We start from the raw sequence: 24,915 nt of genomic DNA on the forward strand, positions 1-24,915 counted from the left end.
CAAGGATGCAAACAGTATAATGAAGGCGCGTTCAAATCAAGTGTCCGTTTGGAGGGGGGCCAACCATCTCAATCAAGGGGAACAGGAAACTCAATGAGCAGCACGAAATCGGCACAACTTAAAAACAAGGAGGATTGTTTCATGCATACGATAACGCGCACCAATGCATCCCTAGCCGTGCAGCGGCTAAGTTTGGTCATCATTGTCGGAATTCTCACGATATTTTGTTTTTCAGTATGGTCGGCTGCAGCGGAAGAAACGGAACCGATTTTGTTTCATGACAGCTTTGATTCCGGAGATGACACACATCAGAATGCATATTTCAGATGGGCGGATACCCGGGGCGATTCCACGGGCGGCTTTGAGATTACCGATGAATTTGCCCGCACTGGAGATTACAGCATGAAATTCACCTATCACGCTACTGATCCCGGTGAAGATAATTGGATCGAGAAACGTTTTGATATCCTTGAGCCCATGGACGAGCTCTGGATTCGCTGGTACCAATACTATCCGGACGGGACGGAGGGGCTCGGTGCGGCCTGGCATCACCGCAACGATATTGATGTCGACAACAACAAGCTGCTGTCCATCGGCAATGACGGCTGGTCGAATCCTTCATCATTTATTTTGTATGCCATCGAAGCCGAGACCTTATGGGGGAGTGAAGGGGACTCGCGGGCTGCGCTCAAGTGGAGACCTGACGGCGCAGGATCGGGAGAATACGGGAAGGATCCCATCAACGGAGGGGTCATCCAGGATGCAACCACCAGGGGCAGGTGGGTAGAATACATCGTTCATATGAAGACGGCGAGCGGCTATCAGCAAGAGGATGGCATCGTTGAGATGTGGGTGGATGGCAATCAAATCTTTGACTATCACGATCTCAATACGTGGCCCATCGGCGGAAATGAGGCGCAGGCGCAATTCAACAGCTTTAATCACGGCTATATTATGGGCTGGTTTAACAGCGGGATGAATGCAACCTCCGCCACGTATATCGATGATTTCACCTTGTTGTCCGGGCCTCCTGCCTCGCTGTCCGATGAAGAGGAACCTGTCGTCAATATTCCTGTGGATGATGAGAACATTACACTGTTCTACGATTCGTTCAACACAGGGGATGATACGTATGACAATGAATACTTTGCATGGGGACCGAGTCGAGGCTTCCAGCACGGCGATTTCGACATTAGCGACGATATCTCCCGCACCGGGGACTACAGCATGAAATTTACATATGATGCCGTCGACTCCGGGACGGATAACTGGATGGAGAAACGTTTTGATATCCTTCAGCCGATGGAAGAGGTATGGTTCCGCTGGTATCAATACTATCCCGACGGAACGGAGGGACTGGGAGCGGAGTGGAAGCACCGTGTCGATCCGATTCCGTTCAACAACAACAAGTTTTTCTCGCTCGGTAACAAGGACGCACATAACGCCTCGTCCTTTACCCTGTATGCCATTGAGACGGAACCGATCGGCCAGACGGGCAATTCGTCAGCGGCGTTGAAGTGGAGACCGGACGGAGCCGCGTCGGGCGTATATGACAAAGTGCCATCTGACGGTCAGGGAATCATCCAGGATGAAGACCTGCGGGGCGATTGGGTGGAGTATATCGTCCACATGAAAACGGCGAGCGGCTATCAGCAATACGATGGCGTTGTTGAGATGTGGGTGAACGGACACAAAATTTATAATCATCACACGCTGAATACATGGCCTTTCGAGGGAGGTCCGGAGAAGGCGGAGTTTAATATTTTTGATCACGGCTACCTGATGGGATGGATGAACACCGGATTTGACGAAACCGTTCATACGTATATCGATGACTTTTCCTTGCTGAGCGGTCCGCCAGCTTCGCTGAACTACGATGAAGTGACGGAGATCATTCCTGTCAATGAATGCGCGAGCTTCCAGGAGGATTGGATCCTGTGCGATGACTTTGAGAATCACGTCGACAACCTGAACAATCTGGATCTCAACAGCGACAAGTACTATGCCGCTTACCAGTCGTTTGGACGGTTCAAGAAGCATAGCCGGGGTGTAGAAGGCTCCAACGCGATGTCATCCTATTATGGGTTTCATGCCAGTGATCCGGCAGGGACAGCCTATGATACCTTCATGAGAGCGGCCTTCGGCAAAACGCCGGATGACGCCTTCTTCAAGCCTCAAGGCGATTCCGAGATCGCGGAGGACGAGATCAATTGGCGCTTCTATGTGAAGAGCACGCAAAATCCAGCCGGCAATAGCAGCACGGGGCCGCTGGCTAATCTCTATGCATATGGGGAACCCACCACGGACGGATACGAGCCCTTCGTCAAAGTCGAGGTCGGATATCCCGATCAGAGCGGTGTGCTGCAATCCAAGCTGTATGTTGCCGAGTTCGATGAGCTCGGTGAGCCGACAGGCGCTACGCTGGCTCATACGCTTAACGGTGCGACACCAGTGATGCTGTCCTCGGACATTCCCGAATGGCAGAAGATCGACATCTACGTGAAGTTAAATGATCCGGGGCAAAGCAACGGCGTCTACGTGCTTCGCGTCAATGATGAGATCGAGAGCAGTCAAACCGGGTTGAACTGGAGAGGCGCGTATACGGAATACGGCATCAATGCTGTAGAGATCCGAAATCGGGTGAACCAGTTGAACACGCCTTTCGGTGACAATGTCAACCGTACCTTCGATAACTTGCTGGTGAGCAGAGCGTCCGGCGTGGAGGTTCCGGAGGGGCCGCAAGGCGGACTGACCGGCACAACCGGCCCGTTAATGCCAGGCGACGAGCTGGAGCTGACGGTAGGTGTGGGCGAGATGACGCAGCCGTTCACCGCACTGGACGTGATCGTGAGCTACGATCCGGACCAGGTGGAATTCGAGACGGTCACCAGCGGCGGCATCGTCACGCTGGCGGAGTCGGCAATCGAGTCGCTGCTGCCGAACTTCGCCCTATCGAGCGCAGTGCGAGAGGCTGACGGTCAGATACGGGTCATCATGGTAACGGCTGGTGACACCCATGCAGTCAGCGGCGATCTGTCCGCATTCAAGCTGTATGGCAAAGTGAAGGACGGAGTGGCTGCCGGCAATACGGCCTTCGCGCTGTCGGACTTCACGGTGTCCATGGCAGGGAACAGCCAGACGCTGGATGTGACAGCTGCCGAACTGTCCATAGCGATCATATCGGCAAATAAAGCGGGCTTGCAAGCGATCATACAAAGTGCGACACAAACGCATAACGCTGCGACGACGGGCTCAGCGCCCGGCCAATATCCGGCATCGGCTAAGACGGCGCTTTGGACGGCTATACAGACTGCTAACGCCGTATATACCGACGGCGATGCGACGCAGACCATGATAAATGATGCAATTACGGCGCTGCAGGCGGCAATTCGGACGTTCCAGCAGTCAGTTCATGTCGTCGTCAACCCGGTCAACTTCTCCGCACTGCAGTCGGCGATCACGGCGGCAGAGGCAAGACTGGCGTCAGCGGATGAGGGTACCAAGCTGGGTCAATACCCGGAAGCGAGCATGGATGCACTCGAAACGGCGATTGACGAGGCGAAGGCCGTGCGCAGCAACGCATCTGCGAGCCAGTCAGCGGTGGATGCGGCGAAGGCCGTGCTGGATGAGGCTGTGCAGCAGTTTGCAACGGGTGTGGTCTCATTTATCGAAGGGGCAACTTCCATTACAATCCGCGACTTGTCGCTTCTGGCAGGCTACTACGGCGTAAGCAGCAGTGATGCCAACTGGCTGGAGATTGAGAAAGGCGACGTGCTCGGTCACGGCGAGATTACGATCGACGTTATCGCGGCCGTTGCACGCATGATCCTGGACGAGTGGCTGAAGCCGTATTGAAGACATGATCAGAGCAGGGAAGCAGGCTTGCGCCTGCTTCTCGTTCTGCCAGAGAGGATGGAGCAGAATGAAACGGAGAGTCAAGTTATGGTTGACGAGTGTACTCTTGTTCGCCGCGATTCCCATGAGCGCTTTAGCAGAAGATGATCCCCCTGGAGTCAGCACACAAGTGTCCGGGCAGGATCCGACTTATTTTATCCTGGAGGCGGTCCCGTCCGGCGGTCAGCTGGAAGTAACCGTTGCGGCGAGAGAGGCAACGGACGTCTACGCCTACGAACTGCAATTGACTTTCGACGCGCTTCGCTGGAGGCTGATAGATACCGTTACCCAGCAGCAAGGCTTCTCGCTCGAGCCGATCGTGAGCGGGCATCGCTTGCGCGTAGCGCATACGCAGATGGGACACAGTGAAGGTAAGAACGGCGACATCGACCTGGCGGTCCTTACATTCGAACGGATACGGAGCGGTGACAGTCAGCTTGGCTTGGATGCGGTCAGACTGGTGAACACCGATATCGCAGGGGTGGATTATGAGCCGGGGCTTACTGTTGAGCTGGCAGATGATAGAGCGGCTGGCGTCCAACTGTCTGATATCAAAGGACATTGGGCAGAAGAGATCATAGGAAAAGCCGTCAATCTGGGGTTCGTGACTGGCTATGAGGATGGGACGTTCAAGCCGCAAAACGAAGTGACGCGCGCGCAGTTTGCTGTCATGCTGGCACGGGCACTCATGCTGCCTGCAGACAACGGCGAGGCTGCGAGGTTCTCGGACCAGGATGCCATACCGGCATGGGCAGGCCCGCATATCGCCTCTGCAGTCCGCGCAGGGTTGGTAACGGGTTATGAGGACGGCACCTTCCGGGCGCATGCTCCGATTACACGAATGGAGATGGCGGCAGTTATCGTCCGTGCATTAGAGATCTCGGAGACAGTCCCAGACCAGCAGCACTTCTCCGATCATGACCGCATCCCTGCCTGGGGGCAGTCCTATGCGGCAGCAGCCGCTGAGGCCGGACTGATGCAGGGCAGAACGGACGGCAGCTTCGCGCCGGATGAACGCGCCACGCGAGCGGAGGCGGCCACCGTTATCCTGAATGCGTTACAGTGGCAGATGCAATAGTCAGGATAAATCGAAAGCGGGCATCCAATTTCCGTGCGATTAAATGCACTTTTCAGACTGTTGAAAAATAAAGCCTCAAGGTAACGGATCGTTCTTCCGATCGCTGTTATTCCCAGATTTCTTGAATTTTGGACCCCTTTTAAGGGGGGGGGAATCCGGGACAGCGTATGCTTCCGAAGCTAGCTTTTCTGCGAAAAGCTCTCGGGCGAACGCTTCGGAGCTTATGCTCCCGAAGTCGCTTTCTTCCAGAAAGCGTTGACCAGAATCGATTCCGTACCCATCGGCGCTTTTGAGGGCAAGCTGACTTTTGTCTCTAATCCCACTAAAGACTGCCCCGCAGCCTCTGCTAAATGCACTTTTGTCTTTAGGCCGTTCTCCAGTTCGGCGGTTGCTTGGGTAATCGCGACAGCACTTCAACCGCTTCAATTATTTCGATGCATCTGCATGTCGCGGTACTCCTGCGGCGTGAAGTGAATCATCTTCTTGAAGAATCGCGTAAAGGCAATGCCGGACTGGTAGCCCACCTCTTCCGCAATTTCATGAATTTTCAGTTCGCTGTGCTCGAGCAGCGCCTTGGCCCGCTCCATCCGCGCCTCCATAATATAGTCGGAGATGCCTTCTCCCGTAATTTGTTTGTAGAGCCGGGAGAGGTAAGTCGGATTCAGGTGGACGCGCTCGCCAAGACGGGTAAGAGAGAGGTCTTCCTTCAGATGGCTCAGAATGTACTGCTGTATATTCTGCACCAGCCGGTTGGAGCGATCCTCCTGCTCGAAGGAGCTGTGCTGGAACAGATAGACGGCAAGCTCCCTGAAATACACGACTACCTGGGACCAGTCGCTCCCGGGATCGAAATGACTCAGCCGCTCTCTGCCGAACCGCTCCGTCACCTCGCTTAGCAGCCGCCTGCGGTTCATATACCCCAAAAACATGGAAGCCAGATAATGCAGCGCCTCCAGCTTGAGCCCGATATGATCGCCCGCCTCGTTAACCATAACGACCAGCTCCTCGAACAACGCCATGAATTCCTCCTGTTTGCCGCTGGCCAGCAAGGCAGGCAGGGAAGCGTATTGCATCAACGGCAAATAGATGCCTGGCTCGGTCAACGCGTCCTCTTGCATGGCTTTGCCGTCGCGCGCGGTCATCAGCTCTTCATCCGTCGTCAGCAATTCGTGGTTGCGTCCGATACCGCTCTGCAGCAGGAGCACCAGCCGATGGAGCTTGTCGCCGATGCCCTTCCACGCCTCAGCGTCCTTCCCGAGAATGACCGAAATATGCAGTTTCAGCAGCTCCCGGCATGTATTCTGGATTGTTTCGAGCGTGCCGTAGAAGAAACGGAACGTCTTGCTCGCCTCCTTGTCGGAAGGCTGCGGCTCCAGCGGCTGCCACAGTCCCACGATATGAGAGGAATCCAGCGCCAAGGTGTGGAGACGCACGCGCGGCGATAAATATTCGTCCATAATATTCTGAACGGAATAGAGGAGCAGCGCCCGGTCGGACCAGTTCATCGAGAATTTCCAGCGGTCGATGCGGATCACGACGAGGTGAACGGGAAGCTCGGGCTTCAGCTTAATCTCCAGCGCGCGCAATTGTCCGCTGCGATCGGCTTGCGCGATCGGCCGGCCCTGCAGCAGCTCCAACAGGAATTGTTGCTGCAGCATAGGCAGTGCCAATTGATGCTGCGCCTGCGCTCGTTCCACGAGCTCATGCGATTCTCGATCCTCCAGCACCTCTTCTGCCGCCTTATAGACCGCCTCCTGAATCCGCGCATCGCCCTCCGTCTTCAGGATGAAGTCAAAGCCTCCGAGAATGACGGCTTCCCTGGCGAATTCAAAGTCATGGTAGCTGGTCAGGAAGATCACTTTGCATTGCGGTCTCAGCTCATTGATCTGCTTCAGCAGCTCCAGCCCGGACACCTCCGGCATCTTAATATCTGTTACAACAACATCGATCGGCTCCGCCTTTATGATGCGGATGGCTTCGGGGGCAGAATACGCCTTGAACACCTGGGTCGGCATTCGCTGCTCTTCACGGAACAGCTCATACAATCCATCGGCTATGATCGGCATATCGTCTACGACCAGCAGACGCAGCATCAGGCTTCACCTTCCTTTTTTTCGATGATGATCTGTGCTTTCAACCCGCCGTATTGGCTTCGCGACAGCTGCAGCCCCGATTGTTCTCCGAACTTCAAGCGCAACCGGCGATGAACATTGACGATGCCGGTGCTCTCGACGGCGTGCTTGTCGGCGGTGGTCAGCTTCTGCGACAGCGCGTCCAGCTGCTTGTCATCGAGCTGCTGACCGTTGTCCTCTACCGTTATACGATACGCCTGTTCATCGGTGTGGAAGGAGACGGACAGGAAGCCCTCGGCCAACTGATGCTCGAATACATGGTGGAAGCTGTTCTCGATGAGGGGCTGCACGATGAGACGAGGGACCAGCAGACGCTTCATTTCGTCGGGGAGTGGCTGCAGCGAGACTGCCACACGCCGGTCAAAGCACACCTGCTGGATCTCCAAATAATGTCCGGCATGCTTCACATCCTCCTCCAGCGTGATCTCGTCTGCCGCATCCCGTGTGACGAACTGGAAGTACTTGCCCAGATATTCTGTGAATGTCGCGGCTTTATCGATTTGTTTGGACCGAATCAGCCGCTGCAGTACAAAAAAGTTGTTATAGAGGAAGTGGGGATTGATCTGGGACTGCAGCCGCTTCAGCTCCGAGCGTTGTCCGAGCAGCTTTTGTTCATAGACGACATTGACCATCGTATTGAGCGTTTCTGTCATCGTATTGAAGCGTCTGTACAGGTAGCCAAATTCATCCTCGCTCTGCGGCTCCAAGGTGAACTGCAGCTGTCCGATCTCCACACGGCGGAACGCGTGTACCAGACTGCGCATCGGCTTGTGGATCAGCTTGTAGATGCCCAGAGAGATCAACACAATGAGAAGAATGGAGAGGACAGACATCGTATAGAAAAACTTCTGATAGATGCTCAGGGATCCGTAAATCTCTGATTGCGGCGCGTATGCAACAAGCATCCCGTCGGAATAGGTCGAACGCTCATAGACAATCGTGTAAGGCTCCCCGGAAATCTCCCGGTTCAGCATGCGAGGTGCAGGCGGGCCTGGATCGTTCGCAGCGTCTGTCATCACATGCTGCTTAACTTCGGCATCAGTAGCATTGTGGCGGTCCGTGGAGATCTCCCAGGTATTGTCGCCATTAAACAGCAAGGCACTACCGCGTTCAAAGCTCATGATCTTGGACAAATAGCTCGAGATCACCTCTCGGGATACGGTAACGGCCAAGATGAACAAGCCGTTGCCGTCGTTGCGAGCCGTAACAAATGGTGTATTCATATACAGTTCGCCATTCCAAAAAATAAAGGGATCGCCCTGCCGGGTCAATGCCTCGAACGTCCCGCTATCGAATTCCTTGTTCCCCAGAGGCGATAAGGTAATATCCATGATCGGCATATGAGCTTCCGTATCCCGGATAAACCGGGTTGAGTACTGAATACGGCTTAAATGATTGCGGATATATTCGAAATAGATCGACTTCTCTACAGGTGTAATCGTGTCTTCGAGAAGCTCGACATGGGAGACCGCGATATCAAGCGCGCTTTTGTCCAGCAGCTGCTGGATCCGAAGAAATTCATTGTCCAGGATATTGTTATAGGATTGAAGGGAGTTCATCAGTGCGTATTCGATCTCGTGTCGATTTTTGTCGGCGCCGATCTGATTAATATAGTAGTTGAAGGCATACAGAGGCATGACGATGATAAAAAGCGACACAATCAGCTTGGTCAATATGGAACGGTCGGAGATGAGCTTGGCGAATACACGGCGCAGAGTCATCTGCACGCTCCTTCCTCTCTGTGATGCAGGTGGATACGTTATCATTATAGCAAATTCGCCAAAGGATAAGCCCCTAACCGATCTCTACTACAACAAACGGATAGATACCTTATATGGGGCGTAAGACATGGGCGATCAGTAAAACATGGGATAAAAGAGATAACGACGGTCGACCATTGTCTGCATTCGTATGTATCGGAAAGGCTGGCAGTTATCTTATGATTAAAGGGCAAAGGAAACCAACAAGCAGGCACAAGCAAACAAGCTTAATCCACTCTAAGGGGGAGTTCATGTATGTCGAGAAAATGGTCTATAATTGCTGCTTCCATTCTGACGGTCTCGATGGTAGCTGGCTGTTCGGGCAACAATGGCAACAACCCGCCTGCCAACAATGTGGAAACTAACAATGGTGCGGACAATGAGGCGCCGCCGGCGGAGCTGTCCATGATGGTGCAAAGCCACGCAGCCTGGCCGCTTCAGGAGGATTGGCTTGTCTATGAGCTTCTGGAGGATTACGCCAATGTAGAACTTGAGGTCAGCGGCTACCAGGGCAATTGGTGGGAAGCGATCCCGCTTATCATCGCATCCGGCGACATGCCTGATCTGATGTGGATGTCCGGTCCGGATATTATCCATGAGAACGGCGGCAACGGCGCGTTAGTGGACCTGCTGGAGCATATGGATAAGATGCCGAATCTCCAAGCCTTCATCGATGATCATCCAGAGGAAACGAACAGCCTGCTCTCGCATGACGGCAAGCTGTACATGCATCCCGCCCATGGCGCATTTGGCGACTGGGACGGCCTGTGGCTGCACCGGGAAGATATTTTCAAGAAGCACAACATTGCAACACCGGCTACCTACGATGAGCTGTACGATGTGCTGGTCCAACTGAAGGAGCTGTATCCGGACAGCTATCCGCTCTATATTGCTGATTGGGGTGCGATGAACCAAATTGCGTTGAGCTTCGGTACGAACAACTCCTACTATTATAACGAAGAAGCAGGGGAATGGCGCTTCGGCCCAAGCGAAGAGAGCTACCGGGAAGCGCTTCAATTCCTTGCTGACGCGTACCAGGCGAAGCTGATTCCGCAGGAGTTCGGTAACCTTGACAACAACAAGCGCAATGAGCTGGTGACAACGGACAAAACCTTCATCTTGTTCGGGTACATTAATAATATCGACACCTATAACAATCTTGCCCGAGAAGCCAATCCGGACTTCAAGATGGCGCAGTTCACCCCTCCAGGAGGAGCGGGACACGAGGGAATTCATGGCGAGAAGTTTATTTTCCAGCAAGGCTTGACGGTTACGACGACATCTAAGAACAAGGACGCCGCGTTTGCATTTATCGATTCGCTGTTCACAGAGGAAGCACGCGAGATGCTCAGCTGGGGCAAGGAAGGCGTGACTTACGAGAAGGTAGACGGCAAAAATCAATATTTGCCTGAGATCACGGATACGGCTGTTCGCTCGATCGAATACGGCTTGCGTACGGCAGGTGTAAGCGCCTGGTTCGACAATGAGGCGAATGTTTCGTTATTCAATGAAGAAACCAAAGCTTCTTATGATGAGGCGTCCAAGCATATCGGTCCTGCCCCTGAGGTGGCGGTCTTCTCGAAAGAGGAGAGAGAAGCGATCTCGATCAAACGCGAAGCGATTGACAAATACACGTCTGAGAATGTCAGCAAGTTTATTATTGGCCAACGTCCGCTGACCGAATGGGATGCGTATGTCGAAGGATTGCATAATCTTGGCATGAACGATGTGCTGCAAGTGTTTGAAGAGGCGTACGCTCGTTCGGAGTAAGCTTAAGGGAGGCCGCCAATGATGAACAGTCGTATCAAGAGACCAATATGGAAGAGACTGGACGATAGTAAATACTTGTTGCTGCTTTTTCTGCCCGCTGCCTTATATTATCTGATCTTCGAATATGGTCCCATGTTCGGCATTGTCGTGGCCTTCAAAGACTACAATACGTTCGCCGGCGTATGGGCCAGCGATTGGGTAGGCTTCAAATACTTCAAAATGTTTATTATTGACAACCCTGATTTTTTGCAGCTGCTAAGGAACACGGTGCTGATTGGCGTATACACATTGATCTGGGGCTTCCCGGCCCCCATCATCCTCGCCTTGCTGCTGAATGAACTTCGAAACATGGCATTCAAGCGATTGGTGCAAACGGTAAGCTACATGCCTTACTTCGTCTCGAATGTTGTAATCGCAAGTATGGTAGTTATGTTCCTGTCTCCGGACGGCGGCATGATCAATAATGTCATTGGACTGTTTGGGATAGAGCCGATCTATTTTCTCTCCAAGCCCGATTGGTTCCGGACGATCTTCGTCTCGGCGGGCATCTGGCAAGGAGTGGGTTGGGGAACGATTATTTACCTTGCCGCATTGACATCGATCGATCCGGCTCTGTACGAAGCGGCAGAGCTTGACGGAGCGGGACGCTGGAAGAAAGCAATCCACGTCTCCCTTCCGGGTATCGTTCCGATTACTATCATTCTGCTCATTTTGAATATTGGCGGATTGCTGGGAACAGGATTCGAGCGCGTTTTCCTGTTGTACAATCCTCTCATCTATAGCACGGCGGATATATTCTCGACCTATACGTACCGCGTAGGTTTGCTGCAGGGCAACTTCAGCTATGCTACCGCTATCGGTGTCTTTAATGGACTTGTCGGATTTGCATTAATCGTCGGTGCCAATTATCTGGCTCGCAAGACGAGAGAAACAAGTTTGTGGTAGAGGAGGGCGGACAATGAAGAAGAAGCTAACCTGGTTTGATGTGCTCAATGTCATCTTCATGATCGTGCTGATGGTCGTCACCCTCTATCCGTTCTGGTACATGGCCAGCGTATCGCTAAGCAATGAGCTTTCCGTGATGCGAGGAGAAGTATCGTTTTGGCCGGTAGGCTTTACGACACAATGGTACGAGAGGGTCATCGCTGATGAAAGGATTGCTACCGGATACCGGAACACGATTTTTTATACGGTTGTCGGTACGGTGATCAGCCTGGTAATCACATCCATGGGCGCATTTGCCTTGTCCCAGAAGCGGATGATATTTCGCAAAGTGTTTATGATGGCGATTGTGTTTACGATCCTGTTTGGAGGAGGCATGATTCCCAGCTTTCTGGTTGTCAAGGAAATCGGCATTCTCAATACGCCCTGGGCCATGATCCTGCCAGGTGCGATCAGTACCTTTAATTTGCTCGTCTTCCGTACATTCTTCCAGGATCTTCCTGAGGAGCTGTTCGACGCCGGACGGATAGACGGGCTGCATGATCTCGGTTTATTTGCGAGGATCGTCGTGCCCCTCTCCAAGCCGGTCTATGCGGCAATCGGCTTATTCGCGGCTGTTGGGCTTTGGAACAACTTCTATAACGCGATTTTGTATTTGCGCAGTCCCGAATTATTCCCGCTTATGCTGATCCTCAGGGATCTCATCATTGAGGGCAAATTGGGTGATGAGCTGGCGTCACAGTCATCGGCAGGGGGAGATATGGTGGCAACCGACGCGCTGGAGTTCGCAACGATTATTTCCAGTACCTTGCCAATCCTGCTGTTGTACCCGTTCTTGCAGAAGTATTTTGTCAAAGGGGTCCTGCTGGGATCAGTCAAAGGATGAATGAACATCGGAGGGATTAACCATGATTGAAGCAGCCTTGCTGGGCGCTGGCGGCAGAGGAATGTTCGCTTATGCATCATATGCACTCAAAAGACCCAATGAAATCAAATTCGTAGCGGTGGCTGAGCCGGATAAGGAACGAAGAGAAATGTTCGCCCGTTTGCACGGCATCCCGGAGGAGAGAGTGTTCTCCAGTTGGAAGGAGCTGCTGGATCAGCCGCAGCTGTGCCGCGCGCTGCTGATCTGTACGCAGGACGATGACCATTATGCGCCTTCTATGAAAGCGCTGGATATGGGCTATGACATTATGCTGGAGAAGCCGATGGCCAACAACCCCGTGGAATCACTGGCGATTGCGGAAAAGGCAGAGCGGCTTGGCCGGACGCTGACGGTCTGTCATACGATGCGGTATTCGACCTACTTCCGCAAGCTGAAGGCGCTGGTGGACAGCGGTGCGATCGGCAAGATCATGTCGATTCAATGGACGGAGAACGTGGGCTATTGGCACCAGGCACACAGCTTCGTGCGCGGCAACTGGCGCCGTTCGGATGAGACAAGTCCGATGATTCTGGCTAAGTGCTGCCATGACATGGACATGATCCAGCATATTGTCGGAGCGGAATGCACACAGATATCCTCGTTCGGCAGCTTGTCCTACTTCAAGGAAGCGAATGCACCGGAGGGCTCGACCGAGCGATGTGTAGACGGCTGCAAGGTCGAGCACGAATGCCCGTTCTCGGCGATCAAATGGTACTACAACGAGAAGGATCAGTGGCCGCAGAACATCGTGTCGCTGGATAATTCGCTGGAGGCCAGATGGAAGGCGCTGGAGGAGGGCCCTTACGGCCGCTGCGTCTACCGCTGCGACAATAACGTCGTCGATCATCAGGTGGTCAATTTGCTCTTCGACAATGAGGTAACGGTATCGTTCACGATGGCGGCATTCTCCACGGACAATACCCGCAGTCTCAAGATTATGGGGACAAACGGTGAAATTCGCGGCTATGAGAAGAAAAACGAGCTGGAGGTCATTCGGTTCAACGGCGAACGCTATACGGCTCAACCGGAGCAGATTGAGGGCGGACACGGCGGTGCAGATACGCTTATTATGAGCGATTTCATCCGCCAGCTGGAGAGCAACGACAGGCATGGCAGCTCACCGGGCATGGTGTCGGCGCGCAATCATCTGATCGCCTTCGCTGCAGAGCAGTCCCGTGTGACAGGCGAGACGGTTAATTTTAACGACTATGTTGCGCAATTGAATTAAAAGCATTCCCGACAACGCAGGGACCTTGCTTCGCGGCATACTCAGGTGCTCGGCGGGGGTCCTGGAATCAAAGGAATTCGATACTATTTACGAAAAGGAGGTCCCCCAGCCGAAAGCCAGCGCTGAGGGGCCCTTTATTTAGGGAAGGGGAGCTGGTCATGGGTCTGGGTCAGTATGCAAGCGGATATTACGATGTGAGTGCTCAGTTGCCGGACTACCTGCTGCGGGGAGCGCGAGAGGCGATCGCGCAGGCGAATGAAGAGAAGGACAATCTGAGGAATGCTGCCGATTTTGAAAAGCGCAGGACGCGCTTGAAGGCGTACGTGGAGACGCTTGTCGGCGGCTGGCCGGCGGAGAAGACACCGCTCTTGGCGGCCTGTACAGGCAAGCTGCAGCGGGAGGACTACGAGATTCGGAAGATCGTCTACCAGAGTCTGCCCGGCGTCTATGTGACCGCCAACTTATACGTACCGACCGTAGGGGAGGGGCCGTATCCGGCTGTTTTATTCGGCTGCGGACATATCGAGGCGGGAAAGGCGGCGCCGATCTATCAGAAGGTGTGCATTGAGCTGGTGCAAAACGGTATGGTCGTGCTGGCTGTCGATCCCCTCTCGCAAGGCGAGCGGATGCAGGGTTATGACGTCCAGGTCGGACGGACACTGGTCCGCTGGCACGCCGAGCATACGTACCTTGGGCTGCAGTGCGAGCTGGCAGGCAGCCATATTATCCGCTACTTCGCCTGGGATCTGGTCCGGGCGGTCGATTACCTGTGCGGTCTGGAAGAGATCGACGCCGCGCGAATCGGCATGACTGGCAACTCCGGCGGCGGCCTGCAGACGCTGCTGGCCATGATGCTGGAGGATCGTCTTGCCGCAGCGGCGCCTTGTACGTATGTGACCTCCCGCGAGTCGTACATGAAGACGGGCCAGCCGCAGGACGGTGAGCAGATCTTGGACGGTGCCATACGCGCGGGCATGGACTACGACGATTACGTAAGTCTATTCGCCCCCAAGCCGGTGCTGATCGGCGCGGTGGAGTCGGATTTTTTCTGCCTGGAAGGAACGCTGGACGCGCTGGCGCGCGCTAGGTACATCTATGGATTGTATGGGGCAGAAGAGCAAGTGTCGCTGGGCCTGGTGCCGGGCACGCATTCGTTCAACGATGCGCTGCGCAAGGTGGTGGTCGCTTGGTTCGTCAAGCAATTCCACGGCGCGGAGGCGTCGGTGCGGCTGGATGAAGAGGTGCGGCCGGAACGCGTAAGAGACCTCCAATGCACGGCAAGCGGACAAGTGCTGGCGGAATATCCCGATGCGCTCTCCGTGCAAGCGGTGAATGCGCGGCGGCTGACGCCGTTGCAAGAGCGGCTGGGGCAGCTGTCGGGCGATCCTGAGGGCATGAAGCGCAGCGTGCGCGATTGGCTGCGCATACCGGATTATGCAGGGCCGATCTATCCGCGCAGCATTCAGACGGAACGCATTGACCGGGCGGGCTGTGTGATGCAGGAGGCGTTCATTCAAGAGAAGGTGTTTTTCTTCAGCGAGCCGGACATTACGGTGGGCGGTATGTATATCGAGCGGGAAGGCGTGAGGGTAGGGCAGGAAGGTGAGAGGGCCGAGCGGACGACCTTGCTCCTCCAGGATGCGGGAAGCGGCGGCGTTCATCTGGAGAATGATTGGCTGGTGCAGCTGACGGAGCAGGGCAGCGTATTTGCCTTTGATCCCCGGGGGACGGGGGCCTTTCGCAGCCGGGCGGTGAATGGCAGAGACTATGATGCGATGTTCGGCACGGAGTACAAGCTGGGCTGCGATGCGCGGATGCTGGGCCGGCCGTTGCCAGGCATGCGGGTGTTCGACGCGCTGCGGGCGCTGGACTATATCCGGCAGCGCAGTCCGGGCACGAAGCTGTCTGTTGCGGGCAAAGGCTTTGCTGCGATCTACGCGCTGCTGGCCGGCATCATCGACGATCGCGTCGAGGAGATCTATCTGGAGAACTTGCCGCGCTCGTTCGCGGACCTGGTGGAGACACGATTCTATGCCTATGATGTTCGATGTCACTGGCACGATGTGCTGTCTCATTTCGACTTGCCCGAGCTGATCGGGACATTCCAGGGAATCAAGGCGATACGGAACGTGGAGACTCCCGATGTCGGCCGTATCGTATGGTTTTAGAGGTTGTTCAAACCTCGAATCGAACACGCACTAGAGATAGGGAGAGAGGGGCAGGAGCCTGATGAAGCTCACCTTATGGTATAACGCCAGAATTGCTGCTCCGCATGGCATCATGGCAGACTATGGCCTGCTCGTGGATGAAAATGGCGTAATTCTAGAGCTGGTAGAGCCGGGCAGAGCCGTGGAGGGGGCGGAATGCTGCGACCTGGGCGGAAGGCTGATGCTGCCGGGACTGATCGATGTGCATGTGCACGGCAGCGGTGGCTATGGCGTTATGAATGGCGCTTATGCGGACCTGGACGGGATGAGCCGCTTTCACGCAAGTCATGGGACGACAGCCTTCTTGGCGACGACGGAGACCGACTCGAGAGACGAACTGGAGCGGATCCTGCACGAGACGCGCCGGGCCGCAGACCGGGGGGTATCAGGAGCGGAGCTGCTTGGCGTGCATCTCGAAGGTCCGTTTCTCAATGGGAAGCGTGCCGGGGCGCAAAGCAAGGCGCATATTATCGATCCCGAGCCTCAGTTGACCGAGCGGCTGCTTGGGGCGGCGGGCGGCGGCATCCGCCTCGTCACGCTGGCGCCCGAGCTGCCTGGCGGTCTTGCGACGGCGGCGCTATTCGCGGCTGCTGGCGCGACCGTATCCGCCGGTCATACCGACGCTACCTTGGCTGAGATGCGGGAGGCGGTCCGGCACGGCGTGACGCATATGACGCATCACTTCAACGGCATGCGGCCCATGCATCATCGCGAGCCCGGAGCCGCCGGGGCGGGACTGCTGCTGCCGGAGCTGACGATCGAGCTGATCGCCGACGGGATTCACGTTCATCCCGAGATGATCCGACTGGCCTTCGAGGCCAAGCCAATCTCGCAAGTCTGCCTCATCACGGATGCCGTGACCTGTGCGGGACTGCCGGACGGCGAGTATGGCCACTCCGTCATGGAGAACGGTCAGATCTATCTGAAGGATCGCTCGACGCTGGCTGGAAGCTCGTTGACCATGATCGCTGCGCTGCGCAATACGATCCGCTTCACGGGCTTGTCGCTGCTGCAGGTGCTACCCGCTCTGACCAGTGTCCCGGCTCGGCAAGCGGGTGTAAGCGAGCGCAAAGGATCGCTGGAAGCAGGGAAGGACGCCGATTTTATTATTGTTGACGATGATCTGGACTGCCTCATGACGGTGGTGCGCGGACGCGTTGTGATGCGCAAGGAAATATAGAGGGTAGGCGGCGGCGCTGCTTGCGGCAAGAACATGATGCCGGGAGCTGCAACAGCGGCTGCACAGTCGGTCATGGACGTATTTTACACCATTTGATCAGCAACAGACAGAGACAGGGAGATGGCTACGATGATAATAGGGATTCCCAGAGAAGTCATGGATAATGAGAACCGGGTATCGCTCGCGCCCTCAGGAGCGGCGGAGCTTACGCGGGCAGGGCATCGTGTAATGGTTGAACGCGGTGCGGGCGAAGGCAGCGGCTATACAGACGAGCACTACGCGGCGGCGGGAGCCAGCTTGGCAGAGGGGGCGGCGGAGGTGTGGGGAGCGGCCGAACTCATCGTCAAAGTAAAGGAGCCGCAGCCCTCCGAATACGGCTTGTTCCGCGAAGGCCTGCTGCTGTTCACCTATCTGCATCTGGCGGTCGAGCCGAAGCTTGCACTGGCATTGATGGAGAAGAAGGTGACAGCCATCGCCTACGAGACTGTGAGCAAGGATGGTGCGCTGCCGCTGCTCACGCCGATGAGCGAGGTGGCGGGACGTATGGCTGCCCAGATCGGGGCGCGGCTGCTGGAGCAGCAATACGGCGGCAAAGGCATCCTGCTGGGCGGTGTGCCTGGCGTGAAGCGCGGCAAGGTGACGATTATCGGCGGCGGCGTCGTTGGCATGAATGCGGCGCTGATCGCTTCGGGGCTGGGCGCCCAGGTCGTCATACTGGAGCAGAGCCCGGACCGTATCCGGCAGCTTCAGGCGTTATTCGGGCGCACGGTCGATACGCTGATGTCTGATCGCGAATCGCTGGAAGAGCATGTCGCTGGCGCAGATCTTGCTATCGGTGCGGTACTCGTACCCGGTGCCAAGGCGCCTCGTCTCGTCGATGCATCCATTGTGAAGAACATGAGCCCTGCGTCCGTCATTCTTGACGTCGCGATCGATCAAGGAGGCATATTCGAGACGATCGACCGCAAGACCTCTTACACCGATCCTACCTATACCCGATACGGCGTGGTCCACTACGCAGTAGCCAATATGCCGGGAGCCGTGCCGCGGACGTCTACGATGGCGCTCACCAATGCCACCTTGCCCTATGTCAGGCTGATCGCCGAACAAGGAATCCGCGGGGCGGTGCTGGCCAGTCCGCCACTGGCCGAGGGCGTCAATGCGGCCGCAGGCCATCTGACCCACGCTGCGGTAGCCCGCGACCTCGGTCTGAACAGTATACCGGTGCAGGAAGCGCTGGCTCGATGATGGAGCAGCAGGTGCCCGGTGCGGGGGAACGCCCGCCCTTCCGCGAGAGGGCTGTGAGCTATCGCCCCACGCGAGCAGAGATCTCGGAGACGGCGATTCGCGGCAATGTCCGAAGATTCGTACGGAGTCTGGCGAATGGCTGCCATCTTATGGCGGTTGTGAAAGCGGACGGCTATGGCCACGGGATGGCTGAGGTAGCGGCGCTGGCGCTGGAAGAAGGTGCGGAGCGGATCGGCGTAGCGATCCCGGAAGAAGCGTTCGCGCTGCGGTACGCCGGGGTCACCGCGCCGATCCTGATTCTGGGCTACACGCCGCCATCCGCTGTGGAGACCGCTGTTCGTTTCGATGTTGCGATGACCGTATACACCGACGAAGTGATAAGGGAGATTGCCGTCGTCTGCGAGAGAGTACAGCAGGCTGCGGCAATCCATCTCAAGCTCGATACAGGCATGTCCAGGCTGGGAGTGGCGACGGAGGAGGAGGCGAACAGACTGGCTGCGCTTGCATCACGAAGCCAATGGATCACGCTGGAGGGCGTCTATACGCACTTTGCTTGCGCTTCGGAGGAAGATCCGGCGATGACGGAACGGCAATTCCAACGGTATAGGGCGATTGTTGCCGGGGTCGAGCGGCGCCATGGCGTGATTCCCATCAAGCACTGCTGCAATACGGCGGCAACGATGAAATTCCCGCATATGCATCTGGATATGGCCAGGGTGGGTATCGGCCTGTATGGGCTGAGTCCGCTGGCTCATCCTGAGCCGGCGCGCGGGCTGCCGCCGCTGCTGCCAGCGCTGGCGCTCAAGACTGCGGTCGCGAACATCGTCAGCCTGCCCGCCGGGGGAGCGGTGAGCTACGGGGGAACTCACCGCGCCCCTCACGACAGCCGGATCGCCGTATTGCCGATCGGTTATGCGGACGGGCTGCCCCGGAGCTTGTCGAACAAGGGGTACGTCCTTGTGCTCGGACAGCGGGTGCCCATCGTCGGCAACATCTGCATGGACCAGACGATGGTGGATGTGAGCGAGGTGCCTGGGGCGATCATCGGCACAGAGGTGATCCTGATCGGCGCGTCGGAGCAAGGCGCCGTCATCACGGCAGATGAGCTGGCGCACGCAGCAGGCACGATTCACTATGAGATCGTCACCCGTATCGGAGCGAGAGTGCCCCGAACGATCGTGCAGGCACCGGGACGCGGAGCCTGCACTCAGGAATAAGCGAAGACACGAGCAGAGGAGATACGCTTATGCAGCGACCGAACTATAAAGTAGCCGTGCTTGGCGCAGGGGCCATCGCCAGTCATCATTTCGATGCGATTGGCCGGACCGCGGGCTTCGAAGCTTGCGCAGTGGCGGATATCCACGAGTCCCGGGGCGGGGAGATCGCCGATCGTTACGGCATTACCGCTTATCGGGATTATCGCGAGATGATCGAACAGGAGCGTCCGGATGCAGCGGCCATTGCATTGCCGCATTATTTGCATATGGAAGCGGCAGTATTCGCGGCGGAACGCGGCTGTCATCTGATGCTGGAGAAGCCGATGGCCTTGAGCACGGCGGAGTGCGACCGTATTATGGAAGCGGCGCAAGCTGCCAATGTTCGGCTATTGATCGGGCATACGCAGCATTATATGGCGCACAACCTGTATGCCAAACAACTGGTGCAGCGCGGAGAGATCGGGCAGGTGGTGATGATTCACGACATCCGGCATACCGACTACTTTCAGCCCTCCCGGCCGGACTGGTTTTTGAAGCGCAGCAAGTCGGGCGGCGGGATCCTGGCGAATCTGGGGACGCATTCGATAGACAAGATTCAATGGCTCACGGAGGGAAAGGTGCGCAAGGTGAGTGCCACTATCAGCCATCACGGCAGCAGGGGAGATGTTGAGGGCAGCGGCATGATCTATCTGGAATTGAATAACGGTGTGTCTGCAACTATAGTGCAGTCGGGGTATGCAGGCGCGCCTCGCAACGAGACAGAGATTATCGGCACCCACGGCATGCTGAAGCTGCGCACGGGCGACAGCCTGTGGCTCAGCAACGGCGGCGAATACAAGCAGCTTGAAGTGCCGCATACAGCTTCGCCATTTGAGCTCCAATATGCCGAGCTGCTGCGTGCTATACAATCGCCTGACAACCGTTTTGACTCCGCTCAGTATGGACGGGGCGTCCTGGCCGTGCTGGAAGCGGTCTACCGCGCGGCCAAGACGGGAGAGGGGCAATATGTATGAAGCCTGGCGCATGGCAACGGATCGGGGGTGTGAGCTATGAGGCCTGACGAGCAAGTGGTACTCTACAATTTATTCAAGCAGCTTCACTATACCGGCAAGCCACTGGTTCTGCCCAATGCCTGGGACCCGATGAGCGCGAAGCTGCTGCAGCAATGCGGGTTCCCCGCGCTGGGGACAACAAGCGCGGGGATTGCCGCCTCGCTGGGCCGCCCGGACGGCGAGAGGGTCGGCGTCGAGGAGATGATCGCCGCCGTCGGAAGGATTGCGGCTGCCGTCGATATTCCCGTTACTGCCGATCTGGAGGCGGGCTATAGCTGCACGCCGGAGACAATCGGCGAATTGGCAAGGAAGGCAGCCGCTGCCGGTGTGGCGGGACTGAATATTGAGGATGGAGCCGGCGGAGCTGCGCTGGGTCTGCTTGATGCCGGGGAACAGGCCCGCCGGATTCATGCGATCCAGGCAGCGGCTGCTGATGTCGGGCTGCCATTGTTTATCAATGCAAGGATTGATACGTATTGGCACAGGATAGGCGAGGAGAAGGAGCGATTGTCGGCAACATTGGATAGGGCGGAAATCTATCGCCACGCGGGCGCCGACGGCATCTTCGTGCCGGGCGTCAGCGATCTGGAGACGATTACGATCCTGGCGGGCCAGCTGGCTTTGCCGCTTAATGTATTGGCAAGTCCGGAATTGCCGGACCTTGCAGCGCTTGCCGCAGCGGGAGTCGCAAGAGTCAGCACAGGCTCGGGCCTGTACCGGGCAGCCATGACGGGGCTCCGCGACATGGGCATGACGCTGTTTCGTCAGGGCGATTATGCCTCTATCCTCCAGAGAGCCATGCGTTATGACGAGATGCAGCTGCTATTGGAAGGAAGACGGGGACAAGGCGAACAAAAGAGTTGACTATCGGACTTTTCGGGCTGGGCAGCTGATGCGATACTCGAATTGGCAGCGCGCTGGCGCGTGCCGCTGATGAGCAGCTCATCGCTGAGATATCCGGAAGGGTTGATAGCCGCTTGCGCGAGGTCGCAGACGCAGTCCCCTGTCTTTGGCGTGGACTGCTGCGGTCCCATGAAGCTGGAGCCGCAGCTGCCGGGATGGTTCTGGCACGGCGTTCATCTGGTCGAGATGCTGTATGCCGTCCTGGAGGCAGGCTGCTTTTGGGTCACGGCTGTACAGAACGAAGAAGATGCTGGAGATTGTGGCCTTCATGGAAGCAGCCAATGAAAGCCGAGTGAGCGGCGCGCCGGTTAGACAGTAGGCGCTGCGCCGCGCGCTGTTAGATAAACCGGATACCCGCCTGAAGGAACGGCTGGGACAGCTCTTTGCCTGCTTTCGAATCCGTAATGATCGCCGTGACCGCATCCAATGGGCGAATGCAGAAGACGGAGCTGTTGTTCAGCTTGGAATGATCGGCGACCACATAGCTGTCGATGGACTGGGCGATCATGACCCGATTGGTCTGAGCCTCGAGCTCATTGAAGGTCGTGATGCCCCGCATCACCGATACGCCATCGGCGCCGATAAAGGAGCGGCTGATCGTCACTTGGCTCAGCGCGTGGTCTGCGAGCGGTCCGGAGAGCTCGAAGCTTTGGGTGCGTGCAATGCCGCCCGTCACCATTAACTGTATGCCTGGCAGGCCTGTCAGCTCATAGGCAAGGTTGACGGCATTCGTCACGACGGTCAGGTTGCTGAAGTGCCGTTGCTGGAGCCGCTTGGCGATCGCCATCGTCGTCGAGCCGCCGGTCAGTCCGATCACTTCGCCATCCTGGATCAGCGTCATCGCCTTGTCGGCAATTTCCTTCTTCTCCTCCGGATGAAGCTCCAGCTTGGCGTAGAAGGGAATCTCCGTGCGCACGGATTCCAGCACAGCGCCTCCGAACGTGCGGATCAGTTTTTTCTCTTGCTCCAGCGTCTCCAGGTCGCGGCGGGCGGTCGCCTCCGAGACGCCGAAGCGTTCAATAAGCTGAGCGGTTGTCAGGGTACCGCTCTCCTGCAAAATGCCGATAATTGCGTCGCGTCTCATACTCGATTTGATCGTACTTCATCCTTTCTTGTGCCAGGTGCTACGCCAGCTCGCCGGCCTTGCCCGACGAACCGCATAAGCGGATTTTTACGGCCATGGCTGCGGCTAACGCTTGTTTGGCTGGCAGCATATATTTGCGCGGATCATTCTCGTAAGGATGGTCGTTGAACACTTCTCTGATCGCATCCGAGAAGATGATCCGCAGTTCCGTCGCCACATTCATCTTGGCCATGCCAAGCTCGATGCAACGGCGGACCTGCGTATCGGGTATGCCCGACCCGCCGTGCAGCACGAGCGGAACGGCTACACGCTCGGCGATCTGCGCGATGCGGTCGAAGTCGATGCGGGGGTTGCCCTTGTAGATACCGTGAGCGGTGCCAATCGCGGGAGCCAGCGTGGACACACCTGTACGCTCGACGAATACAGCGCATTCCTCAGGATCGGCCAGCATCGCATCCCGTTCATCGACGACGATATCATCCTCTACGCCGCCAACACGGCCCAGCTCAGCCTCCACATTGATGCCCGCAGCCCTAGTGATCTCCACGATCTTGCTCGTACGCGCCACATTTTCTTCGAACGGGCTGTGGGAGGCATCGATCATAATGGAAGTATACCCTGCGCGGACGCACTGCACAATGATATCAAAGTCGGAGCAATGATCCAGATGAAGCGCGATGGGCACGGAACTGCGATTGGCGGCTACGGTTGCCGCCGCCGCAATGTAGTCCGCGCCCAGATGCTTGACCGTACCCACGGTCGTTTGAAGGATGAGCGGCGAGCGCATCGCATTGGCGGCCTCAACGGCCGCTTGAAGCATTTCCAGCGTATGCACGTTGAAGGCGCCTACGCAATACTTTCCCGCTCTAGCGGCTTGAAGCATGGGTGTAGAAGATACTAATGGCATCTCGGATTGCCCTCCTTATAGATGTTGTTTAAAAGCCCCCAATTGATCACGAAGCAACTCAAGAAGCGAACTCGACATCGAATCTTGAAGGCAGTCGGAACTTCCGGTGCTCACGTAGCCTCCACTACGCTCCGCTCCTCATTTCCTCCTGGCTTCAACCTTCTTGGTGCTGAATCGTCGGCTTTTTAACACGAACTTATAGGGTAACAACTTGGCTCAAATTTCGGGGCTCGTCCGGATTTGTGTTTTTGCTGAGGGCACTGTAGTAGCCCAAAAACTGGACCAGCGGCATGTAGGTCACCACGCGGGCATTGTCATCCAGCTGTGAGCTGCGAGTATCGAACACATAGTCGGCGAAGTCCAGATCCTCGCCTGCCGCGGCCGTGATGACAAGCACCTTGGCCCCGTAGTCCTGCATTTCTTGAGCTGCTTTAACCTCATAAATTCTCGCTTGCTCCGAAAGCAGCAGCACCACAAGCGCACCGGGCTCGATGATCGATTTGGGACCGTGGCGGAACTCCAGCGTCCCGTAGCTTTCCGTCCAGACCTGCGCCATCTCTTTGATCTTGAGGCAGGCTTCCTGGGCGGCGCCGAAGAAGGGTCCCATGCCCAGATAGATATAAGGGGCGAACAGCTCGTTCTCCTGGATGATACGCTGGGCGAGCCTATCTGCTTCCTCGATAAGAGGAGCCTGTACGTCGATGGTCTGCTTCAGCTGCGCAAGATGCTCGGCAGAGCCCGACGCGGCCGCGATCGCCGCCTGCATGAGATACGTCATGCTGCTGAACGATTTGGTCATTACCGTGCTTTGTTCTGCACCGAGCGGAGAGATCAGGCATGGCGCCAGAGCGGCCAGCGAACTGTTCGGGTAACAGGTTACGCCGCATACGGTCCAATCGGGGAGGTCTTTCACGGCCTGGACCGCGAGAATCGCCTCCGACGATTCACCGGACCGTGAGACGGCAACAAGCAGCTTCTTGCCGGGGGCAGCCGCATGGTCGGGGAACAGCATAATCTCCGATGACGGGCAGGCAGCGGCTCTGCGTGCAAGCCAGCTTCGGAAGGTCGCCGCCATGATCAGCGCCTGATAGTAGGAGGAACCTGAACCGATGAACAGCACTTCCTTGAAGGCGTGGTCAGCCAGGTAAGCGTCGATCCATTCCTTTTGCGTCGAGAGCTGCTCCCAGGCAGCGGTCAAAGCTTCGTTCTGCTCACGAATTTCCGGATACGTCAATTGTCCGAACGAGGTCATCATTCACACACTCCTTTGTTTTGTTTGTAAGGCTTGAGATCACTATAACGCAAAAACCACGAACAAACAATCACTAATTTGAATGTTTCAATCATATTAATTATATTATATGATTGTTTTGATTAAAATTTTATGA

General features: G+C 56.3%; 18 protein-coding genes. 13 read left to right on the forward strand and 5 right to left on the reverse strand.

From position 1 onward, the window contains the following. Positions 1-141 precede the first annotated feature (141 nt). On the forward strand, positions 142-3,855 hold the full coding sequence (locus tag ABC336_RS21755; RefSeq protein ID WP_413240626.1) for a heparin lyase I family protein: 3,714 nt from the start codon (positions 142-144) through the stop codon (positions 3,853-3,855). 67 nt (positions 3,856-3,922) lie between these two features. Beyond that, a complete protein-coding gene (locus tag ABC336_RS21760) occupies positions 3,923-4,972 on the forward strand; it encodes an S-layer homology domain-containing protein (protein ID WP_413240627.1) in 1,050 nt (349 codons plus the stop codon). 422 nt (positions 4,973-5,394) lie between these two features. Here ABC336_RS21760 and ABC336_RS21765 read toward each other — a convergent pair whose 3' ends face one another. Both ABC336_RS21765 and ABC336_RS21770 read right to left on the reverse strand, forming a co-directional pair. Then, on the reverse strand, positions 5,395-7,065 hold the full coding sequence (locus ABC336_RS21765) for a response regulator (protein ID WP_413240628.1): 1,671 nt from the start codon (positions 7,063-7,065) through the stop codon (positions 5,395-5,397). Next, entirely contained in the window at positions 7,065-8,825 is a 1,761-nt protein-coding gene (locus ABC336_RS21770) for a sensor histidine kinase (protein WP_413240629.1), read from the reverse strand. The genes ABC336_RS21765 and ABC336_RS21770 overlap by 1 nt, the downstream gene beginning before the upstream one ends. Before the next feature lie 294 nt (positions 8,826-9,119). Here ABC336_RS21770 and ABC336_RS21775 point away from each other — a divergent pair, with 294 nt between their 5' ends. From ABC336_RS21775 to ABC336_RS21825, 11 genes are all read left to right on the forward strand, one after another. Continuing rightward, positions 9,120-10,634 carry an extracellular solute-binding protein gene (locus ABC336_RS21775; protein WP_413240630.1) on the forward strand — a complete coding sequence of 505 codons (1,515 nt, stop codon included), beginning with the start codon at positions 9,120-9,122 and terminating at the stop codon, positions 10,632-10,634. A gap of 18 nt (positions 10,635-10,652) precedes the next feature. Beyond that, positions 10,653-11,579 (forward strand): ABC transporter permease, encoded by a 927-nt coding sequence (locus tag ABC336_RS21780; protein ID WP_413240631.1) that lies wholly within the window; start codon positions 10,653-10,655, stop codon positions 11,577-11,579. A gap of 13 nt (positions 11,580-11,592) precedes the next feature. Continuing rightward, entirely contained in the window at positions 11,593-12,462 is an 870-nt protein-coding gene (locus ABC336_RS21785) for a carbohydrate ABC transporter permease (RefSeq protein ID WP_413240632.1), read from the forward strand. Between the two features lie 22 nt (positions 12,463-12,484). After that, complete coding sequence (locus ABC336_RS21790) at positions 12,485-13,729, forward strand: Gfo/Idh/MocA family protein (RefSeq protein ID WP_413240633.1); 1,245 nt, start codon at positions 12,485-12,487, stop codon at positions 13,727-13,729. A gap of 158 nt (positions 13,730-13,887) precedes the next feature. Continuing rightward, on the forward strand, positions 13,888-15,897 hold the full coding sequence (locus ABC336_RS21795) for an alpha/beta hydrolase family protein (RefSeq protein ID WP_413240634.1): 2,010 nt from the start codon (positions 13,888-13,890) through the stop codon (positions 15,895-15,897). 61 nt (positions 15,898-15,958) lie between these two features. Then, the gene (gene nagA, locus ABC336_RS21800; RefSeq protein ID WP_413240635.1) at positions 15,959-17,116 is read left to right on the forward strand and encodes an N-acetylglucosamine-6-phosphate deacetylase; all 1,158 of its coding nucleotides are present in this window, start codon (positions 15,959-15,961) and stop codon (positions 17,114-17,116) included. 129 nt (positions 17,117-17,245) lie between these two features. Continuing rightward, positions 17,246-18,364 (forward strand): alanine dehydrogenase, encoded by a 1,119-nt coding sequence (gene ald, locus ABC336_RS21805; RefSeq protein ID WP_413240636.1) that lies wholly within the window; start codon positions 17,246-17,248, stop codon positions 18,362-18,364. Then, complete coding sequence (gene alr / locus ABC336_RS21810; protein WP_413240637.1) at positions 18,361-19,581, forward strand: alanine racemase; 1,221 nt, start codon at positions 18,361-18,363, stop codon at positions 19,579-19,581. The genes ald and alr overlap by 4 nt, the downstream gene beginning before the upstream one ends. Positions 19,582-19,610: 29 nt before the next feature. Continuing rightward, positions 19,611-20,594 carry a Gfo/Idh/MocA family protein gene (locus ABC336_RS21815; RefSeq protein ID WP_413240638.1) on the forward strand — a complete coding sequence of 328 codons (984 nt, stop codon included), beginning with the start codon at positions 19,611-19,613 and terminating at the stop codon, positions 20,592-20,594. 36 nt (positions 20,595-20,630) lie between these two features. Then, entirely contained in the window at positions 20,631-21,497 is an 867-nt protein-coding gene (locus tag ABC336_RS21820; protein WP_413240639.1) for an isocitrate lyase/PEP mutase family protein, read from the forward strand. A 69-nt stretch (positions 21,498-21,566) separates the two neighbouring features. After that, positions 21,567-21,821, forward strand: a complete 255-nt coding sequence (locus tag ABC336_RS21825; RefSeq protein WP_413240640.1) for a hypothetical protein — start codon at positions 21,567-21,569, stop codon at positions 21,819-21,821. A 52-nt stretch (positions 21,822-21,873) separates the two neighbouring features. On the opposite strand, the gene ABC336_RS21830 is transcribed toward ABC336_RS21825, so the two are convergent. The 3 genes from ABC336_RS21830 to ABC336_RS21840 form a co-directional block, all read right to left on the reverse strand. After that, entirely contained in the window at positions 21,874-22,620 is a 747-nt protein-coding gene (locus tag ABC336_RS21830; RefSeq protein WP_413240641.1) for a DeoR/GlpR family DNA-binding transcription regulator, read from the reverse strand. A 40-nt stretch (positions 22,621-22,660) separates the two neighbouring features. After that, a complete protein-coding gene (gene fba / locus ABC336_RS21835) occupies positions 22,661-23,527 on the reverse strand; it encodes a class II fructose-1,6-bisphosphate aldolase (protein ID WP_413240642.1) in 867 nt (288 codons plus the stop codon). Between the two features lie 196 nt (positions 23,528-23,723). Then, positions 23,724-24,782, reverse strand: a complete 1,059-nt coding sequence (locus tag ABC336_RS21840; RefSeq protein WP_413240643.1) for an SIS domain-containing protein — start codon at positions 24,780-24,782, stop codon at positions 23,724-23,726. Positions 24,783-24,915 lie beyond the last annotated feature (133 nt).

Source organism: Paenibacillus jepli (assembly GCF_047238105.1).
Taxonomy (GTDB): Bacteria; Bacillota; Bacilli; order Paenibacillales; family Paenibacillaceae; genus Paenibacillus_D.

What these genes read in the sequence shown, in the direction of transcription:
- ABC336_RS21775 (WP_413240630.1), top strand. Translation starts at nt 9,120, where the DNA reads ATGTCGAGAAAATGGTCTATAATTGCTGCTTCCATTCTGACGGTCTCG.
- nagA (WP_413240635.1), top strand. Translation starts at nt 15,959, where the DNA reads ATGAAGCTCACCTTATGGTATAACGCCAGAATTGCTGCTCCGCATGGC.
- ABC336_RS21840 (WP_413240643.1), bottom strand. Translation starts at nt 24,782, where the DNA reads ATGATGACCTCGTTCGGACAATTGACGTATCCGGAAATTCGTGAGCAG.
- ald (WP_413240636.1), top strand. Translation starts at nt 17,246, where the DNA reads ATGATAATAGGGATTCCCAGAGAAGTCATGGATAATGAGAACCGGGTA.
- ABC336_RS21755 (WP_413240626.1), top strand. Translation starts at nt 142, where the DNA reads ATGCATACGATAACGCGCACCAATGCATCCCTAGCCGTGCAGCGGCTA.
- ABC336_RS21765 (WP_413240628.1), bottom strand. Translation starts at nt 7,065, where the DNA reads ATGCTGCGTCTGCTGGTCGTAGACGATATGCCGATCATAGCCGATGGA.
- ABC336_RS21830 (WP_413240641.1), bottom strand. Translation starts at nt 22,620, where the DNA reads ATGAGACGCGACGCAATTATCGGCATTTTGCAGGAGAGCGGTACCCTG.
- fba (WP_413240642.1), bottom strand. Translation starts at nt 23,527, where the DNA reads ATGCCATTAGTATCTTCTACACCCATGCTTCAAGCCGCTAGAGCGGGA.
- ABC336_RS21780 (WP_413240631.1), top strand. Translation starts at nt 10,653, where the DNA reads ATGATGAACAGTCGTATCAAGAGACCAATATGGAAGAGACTGGACGAT.
- ABC336_RS21825 (WP_413240640.1), top strand. Translation starts at nt 21,567, where the DNA reads ATGAGCAGCTCATCGCTGAGATATCCGGAAGGGTTGATAGCCGCTTGC.
- ABC336_RS21760 (WP_413240627.1), top strand. Translation starts at nt 3,923, where the DNA reads ATGAAACGGAGAGTCAAGTTATGGTTGACGAGTGTACTCTTGTTCGCC.
- ABC336_RS21795 (WP_413240634.1), top strand. Translation starts at nt 13,888, where the DNA reads ATGGGTCTGGGTCAGTATGCAAGCGGATATTACGATGTGAGTGCTCAG.
- ABC336_RS21785 (WP_413240632.1), top strand. Translation starts at nt 11,593, where the DNA reads ATGAAGAAGAAGCTAACCTGGTTTGATGTGCTCAATGTCATCTTCATG.
- ABC336_RS21770 (WP_413240629.1), bottom strand. Translation starts at nt 8,825, where the DNA reads ATGACTCTGCGCCGTGTATTCGCCAAGCTCATCTCCGACCGTTCCATA.
- ABC336_RS21790 (WP_413240633.1), top strand. Translation starts at nt 12,485, where the DNA reads ATGATTGAAGCAGCCTTGCTGGGCGCTGGCGGCAGAGGAATGTTCGCT.
- ABC336_RS21820 (WP_413240639.1), top strand. Translation starts at nt 20,631, where the DNA reads ATGAGGCCTGACGAGCAAGTGGTACTCTACAATTTATTCAAGCAGCTT.
- ABC336_RS21815 (WP_413240638.1), top strand. Translation starts at nt 19,611, where the DNA reads ATGCAGCGACCGAACTATAAAGTAGCCGTGCTTGGCGCAGGGGCCATC.
- alr (WP_413240637.1), top strand. Translation starts at nt 18,361, where the DNA reads ATGATGGAGCAGCAGGTGCCCGGTGCGGGGGAACGCCCGCCCTTCCGC.